Below are 5,224 nucleotides of genomic sequence, written 5' to 3' on the forward strand. Positions count from 1 at the left end.
GACTTTGAGCCAAGAAATTTATTTCTTGGCGGACGAAAAGTATGGTGCAAGATCTGAGTTAACCCCTTGCTAACTCCCAGAATCTAATCTGCTACTTGCTGACATAATTTTCATTTATGGACTCTACGACTGAGCAAATAGAAACTGAAAAATCAACTATAGCCATTATGATTCTTGCTGCGGGTGCATCTACTCGCATGGGTACACCGAAACAGCTATTGCTCTACCAAAAACGAAGTTTGGTGCAATACATTACAGAAATTGCGATCGCTTCGGTTTGTAAACCTGTGGTAGTAGTACTTGGAGCATACTCAGAACAGATTCGCCCCCAAATCAATCACCTTCCTGTGAGCATCGTTGAGAACTTAGATTGGGCTTGTGGAATGAGCACTTCCATCAATAGCGCAATTCAATTTTTGCATAATCTTTCACAAAACATTGAAGCAGTAGTTATTGTAGTTTGTGATCAACCATTTCTTTCACCCCAAATTATTAATCAACTTGTTGATGCATATTATTCCACAAAAAAACCTATTATCGCTTGCGAATATGCAGGAACATTAGGCGTACCTGCTCTGTTTAGTAAAAGATTTTTTTACAAGCTTGCTGAATTACAAGGAACTTCAGGAGCCAAAAAAGTTATTAACAATAACGTGACACTAGTATTTTCTCTTCCTTTTGCGCAGGGAGATATTGATATTGACACACCAAAAGATTATGAACAATTGCTATCGATCAATAGCGATTACATTTGATTTCAGTTGATTTACCAAGCGGTACAAACAGGCAAAATGATTTGATGCTTTAGTATTTGCAGGAACGCGTGAACTTGTTAACGGGATATTAATTGGCTCTTTAGCGCTAAATGCTAGACGCCGAGAATGTATGATTACTGCATAAACTTCTTGAGTTCCTGCACTAACAGATGCACTGTTGTTGACGGATTGTCTTTCTCTGGATTGTGAGGTTCGTATTGTTTCAGAAGTTTTTTAGCATTTTTAATAGCAATAGATTGCTTCTCAAATAGCTCATCATAAATCGTATCGCTATTTTTATTATATGGTCGCCCCAGTAAATAAGTTAACTTCTTCTTATAATCATTTCGAGGAATACCTGTATTGAGAAATTCAAAATGTAGGACATACCATAGTTCAAACGCTTCATTAGAACAAGCTACTTTAAATCCTTGAGTCTCTGCATTTTTTATGGTGTTATTAAAATCTTCTACAGTCCAAGAATCACGATCAAAAACACACCAAACCTGATCGTAATCATCTTGGTTATTTAGTTCGTTTGCGCTTTTAACTAATTTGCTGGGATTCTTTCCTAAACCGTGCACGTTTACTTCAGCGACATTCTTGGAAACACGAAAACTCCTAAAGTAGTTAGGTTCGGTTTTCTCTCCTTCACATATGATCAAGAATCTCTGCCTGATTTCCCTAGTATTAACTTTTCGTTGGTGATATCCACGAGAGTTTTCCTTTTTTCTAGGCATGAGAGTCGATGAGATGGTTTAAACTTCCGATATATGGAATTGCGCCATATCTACCTTTAATATAATCATTCTCAAATGATGCATCGTTTCGTACTTTGTATTCTGCTAGAGAGTACAAATCTGTTGCCCCATATCTATTTTTTTCTGCAAACCAAATCTGATCTCTACGAAAAAGCTTATTACTAAGCAAATTGGTATCGTGAGTCATGAATATTAATTGAGCATTACTTGGATTTGTTTCATTGGAATTAAATAATTCAACAATGGCACGGCTGATCAAAGGATGAATTCTAGCATCAAATTCATCAATGATTATAACTTTACCATTTTTTAGTGTGTCAACAAGAGGTCCTGCTAAAGCAAAAACTTTTTGAGTTCCTTCAGACTCTTGAACATCTAAATTAAACAGTTCTGTAGATAGAATATTTCCTTGATTATCAAATTTTTGGTGCAGTGTTTGAATTAATGTTGCTTTTGCCCCCCCATTTTTTAGAATGAAGTTTTTTATTTCATTAGGCAATTCACTAGGCAAAGAATCAACAGTAACCTCAACTTGTTCTACCTTTATATCGCCAAATCCCAAATCTAATTTTTTGAGCAACTGAAGAATTTCATCTTTCTTTTCGTTATTTATTAAACAACTAACTGTGTATCCTTTACCTATATCACCTCCAGAGACAACATTGATACTGTTTGTCAGCCAATCTAAGATTTTTTCTGCAATTTTGACATTAAATTGAGCAGATACAGACAAGAAGAGAGCATTATGTCTTGTTCTCTCCTGAATACCATCAGCTTTATATGTTTTAGAAATACTAATATCGTCTAATTTGCGCTCAAAAAGTTTAGTTTCTCTTGATTTAGGAACATAAAATAACCATTCACAGACAACTCTGTCACGAGTTGCCTCGAATCCGTATCTATATCTCTTGCTATCCATTAAAAATACTATTTCAAAAAAAGATGGTTTAGCTTCGGTTTCAGTGCTGAGTTTAAATCGCTCAACACTAATTTTTTCTGTGCTTTGAGTCTCTTTAGAAGAATTAACCATGAACCATCTCATGAAATTTAAAGCTTTAGCCAGGTTACTTTTCCCACTTGCATTTGCGCCGTATATTGCAGCGCTTTTAAGTAGTGTTAAATCATCATCTACTTCAAAAACATTGTTTTCATCAAGCTTTTTGTCTTGCGCAACAAGGTTAGCTGCCACCATGCTAAAGGTGACTTGCTCCTTAAACGATCTGTAGTTGCCGACACTAAATTCGATGAGCATAGCATGAAGTTTAGGCTTAAGATATAAATCTGTGAAGAAATCGTAATTTCCTGCTTTAAGAGTAGCAACAATTGGTTGAAGATGCTAAATGATAAGATTGTTTTTAAATGTACAGATGTACTATTCAGACCAAGTGTGATGGTGCAAAGCTTCCCTCTGGGGGCGATCGCATCTCTCATAAACTGCAACGCCGAAACAGCGATCGCAATTTCGCAGGTGTGAGTTACGCATATCTCCTCAAAATCAAATCTTGTGTCACTTCACTCGATGCATTTTCACAAAAAGCCAGGGGATTCACTGCTACGCTGGTCTTGATTGCTGCTGAGTCTATCGATTGGAAGATGATTTTATCCTCAAAGTTTCGATGATGTGAAGGGAGGGTACAAACACGTTGAGTTTCACACGCTTCGTCTGTGCCATAAGTATAGTTGGAAACTTCCTTCAAGTAAGACATCATTATGAAACGCATTGCATATTTAGGACTTGGCATCATGGGCAGTCGTATGGCAGCGAACTTGCTGAAAGCGGGTTATGATGTCACAGTTTGGAATCGTAACCCAGAATCCTGTAAACCTCTGGTTGAACAAGGTGCAACGCAAGCTCAAACACCTGCAAAAGCCGTTGAAAATGCTGAGGCGATTGTGTATTGCCTAGCCAATGACAACGCGGTTGAAGAAGTTGTCTTTGGGCAAGATGGCATTTTATCGAACGTGCGATCCGGACAAATTGGGATCGACATGAGTACAGTTCATCCTGACACCTCCCGCCGACAAGCCGCAGCTTATGCCGAAAAACAAGTTGAATTTCTCGATGCTCCCGTTTTCGGCAGTAAAAACGAATCTGCTGCCGGGGGATTGTGGATTGTCGTTGGTGGCAAGCGTGACGTCTTTGAGCAAGTCAAACCAATTTTAGAGCCGTTAAGCGAAACGATACATTACCTGGGCGACACTGGCAAAGGGACATCGATGAAACTCATCGGTAACTCGATTGTGGCAACTCAAATCCAAGCGTTAGGAGAAGCAATGGTTCTGGCGACTAAAGCCGGACTGAATCCAAAAGACGTTCTCGATGTGTTGCATGTGGTGGATTTTCGCTCTCCGATTTTTGACGGCATGGGCAAGATGCTAGTGGAGCGCAATTTTACACCAAGTTTTGCATTAAAGCACATGCTCAAAGATGCGAATTTGATTGCTCGATTTGCCCAAGATTTGAATTCTCCCACGCCTGCTGCCGCAATTGTCAGAGAAACTATCAAAGCAGCGGTTAACCAAGGATGGGGAGAAGAAAATGCGTCTGCCCTGATTAAAGCCCTGGAATTAGAAGCGGCAGTAACTGTTCAATGATAATTACAAAGCTTCGCTAGGGGCAATGCAAACAGAGTTTGCAGTATTCCTGGGGGCGATAAGCCGGACGCTTTAGCTTGTGCATATCGCCACTTTTCATGTTTTGACTATTAACAAAAATAAGAAATTCGGATATTCTAACCAAGATATGCATTAATTTTTACCAAGAAACGTTTACCTGATGAAAATATGACCCAAGCATACGACATCTTCCTAGCAGGCGGTCTTGTTATGTGGCCTTTGTTGGGCTTATTTATAGTCACTTCGGTATGCATCTTGGAACGCAGTTGGTTCTGGTTCAGGCTAATCATTCAAGAAAAACAGGTCGTGCGTGAGGTTTTGACAACAGCAAAGGTAGATTTAAAAGAAGCAGAAGAAATTGCAGAAAGTTCTCAGACTTTAGCCATTGGCAGGTTTTTAGTAGAACCTCTTAGACTCAAAAAACCCTCTCCTGAAACCTTTCATTTGGCAATCAAAGCCGCTTGTGATAAAGAATTCGTAGAAATGCGTAAAGGTGATATAGTCCTGAAAAGCGTGGCGGCAATCGCCCCCTTGCTAGGTATATTAGGTACAGCTGAGGGTTTAATCAACACTTTCACTAACCTTAAAACTAACTCTTTCAATCTTACTGATTTCTCTAAAGTTACACCTGGTCTTGCTCAAGCACTAATTAGCTCTACAACTGCTATAGCTATTACAGTTTTTGCCTTTCTCTTTATACGAATTTTTCTTTATTTGCGAGTGCGACAAATCGATTTATTTTCTCAAATTGGCAATGATTTAGAACTCATTTATTTGCAATTCTGGCATGAACCTTCCACTCAAACAGACACTCAGACTAATAGTGAACAGTGAGTATAGCAATTCTAAATCATAAGCCCTGGTGGCACGCTACGCGTATCTCCTCCCCAGACGCTGCTTTGTATGCCTATGGCAAGCCTTACGGCTAACGCATGATTGCGTGTGCTTGCGCTTACGTGAAGAACAAGATTTTCGACTTTTCTTATAAGTTGGAAATGTTCTTTTTTTGTTACTAAAAATAATACTTATTGTTATTCCAATACGGTTCAGTTAAGGATTGTCGGTGATAGCGAAGCACACGTGTAGAGACGT

6 protein-coding genes are annotated in these 5,224 nt (G+C 38.9%); 4 read left to right on the plus strand and 2 right to left on the minus strand.

Translation table 11 applies throughout. The annotated features are described in order from the left end of the window. Positions 1-116: 116 nt before the first annotated feature. A complete protein-coding gene (locus tag AC5590_RS15605; RefSeq protein WP_169268851.1) occupies positions 117-755 on the plus strand; it encodes a nucleotidyltransferase family protein in 639 nt (212 codons plus the stop codon). A 134-nt stretch (positions 756-889) separates the two neighbouring features. Here the strand turns inward: AC5590_RS15605 and AC5590_RS15610 are convergent, their stop codons facing one another. After that, positions 890-1,495, minus strand: a complete 606-nt coding sequence (locus tag AC5590_RS15610; RefSeq protein WP_169268852.1) for an RloB family protein — start codon at positions 1,493-1,495, stop codon at positions 890-892. Continuing rightward, positions 1,488-2,768: an AAA family ATPase gene (locus AC5590_RS15615; protein WP_169268853.1), complete on the minus strand. Its 1,281-nt coding sequence runs from the start codon at positions 2,766-2,768 to the stop codon at positions 1,488-1,490. Before AC5590_RS15615 ends, AC5590_RS15610 begins: the two co-directional genes overlap by 8 nt. Before the next feature lie 107 nt (positions 2,769-2,875). Here AC5590_RS15615 and AC5590_RS15620 point away from each other — a divergent pair, with 107 nt between their 5' ends. The 3 genes from AC5590_RS15620 to AC5590_RS15630 all read left to right on the plus strand — a co-directional run bounded on the left by AC5590_RS15620 (position 2,876) and on the right by AC5590_RS15630 (position 4,966). Next, positions 2,876-3,136, plus strand: coding sequence for a hypothetical protein (locus tag AC5590_RS15620; protein ID WP_169268854.1), 261 nt, complete (start codon positions 2,876-2,878; stop codon positions 3,134-3,136). A 90-nt stretch (positions 3,137-3,226) separates the two neighbouring features. Further along, positions 3,227-4,111, plus strand: a complete 885-nt coding sequence (locus AC5590_RS15625) for an NAD(P)-dependent oxidoreductase (RefSeq protein ID WP_169268855.1) — start codon at positions 3,227-3,229, stop codon at positions 4,109-4,111. A gap of 189 nt (positions 4,112-4,300) precedes the next feature. Further along, entirely contained in the window at positions 4,301-4,966 is a 666-nt protein-coding gene (locus AC5590_RS15630; protein WP_169268856.1) for a MotA/TolQ/ExbB proton channel family protein, read from the plus strand. Positions 4,967-5,224: the final 258 nt, after the last annotated feature.

The organism is Brasilonema octagenarum UFV-OR1 (genome assembly GCF_963888615.1).
Classification (GTDB): domain Bacteria; phylum Cyanobacteriota; class Cyanobacteriia; order Cyanobacteriales; family Nostocaceae; genus Brasilonema; species Brasilonema sennae.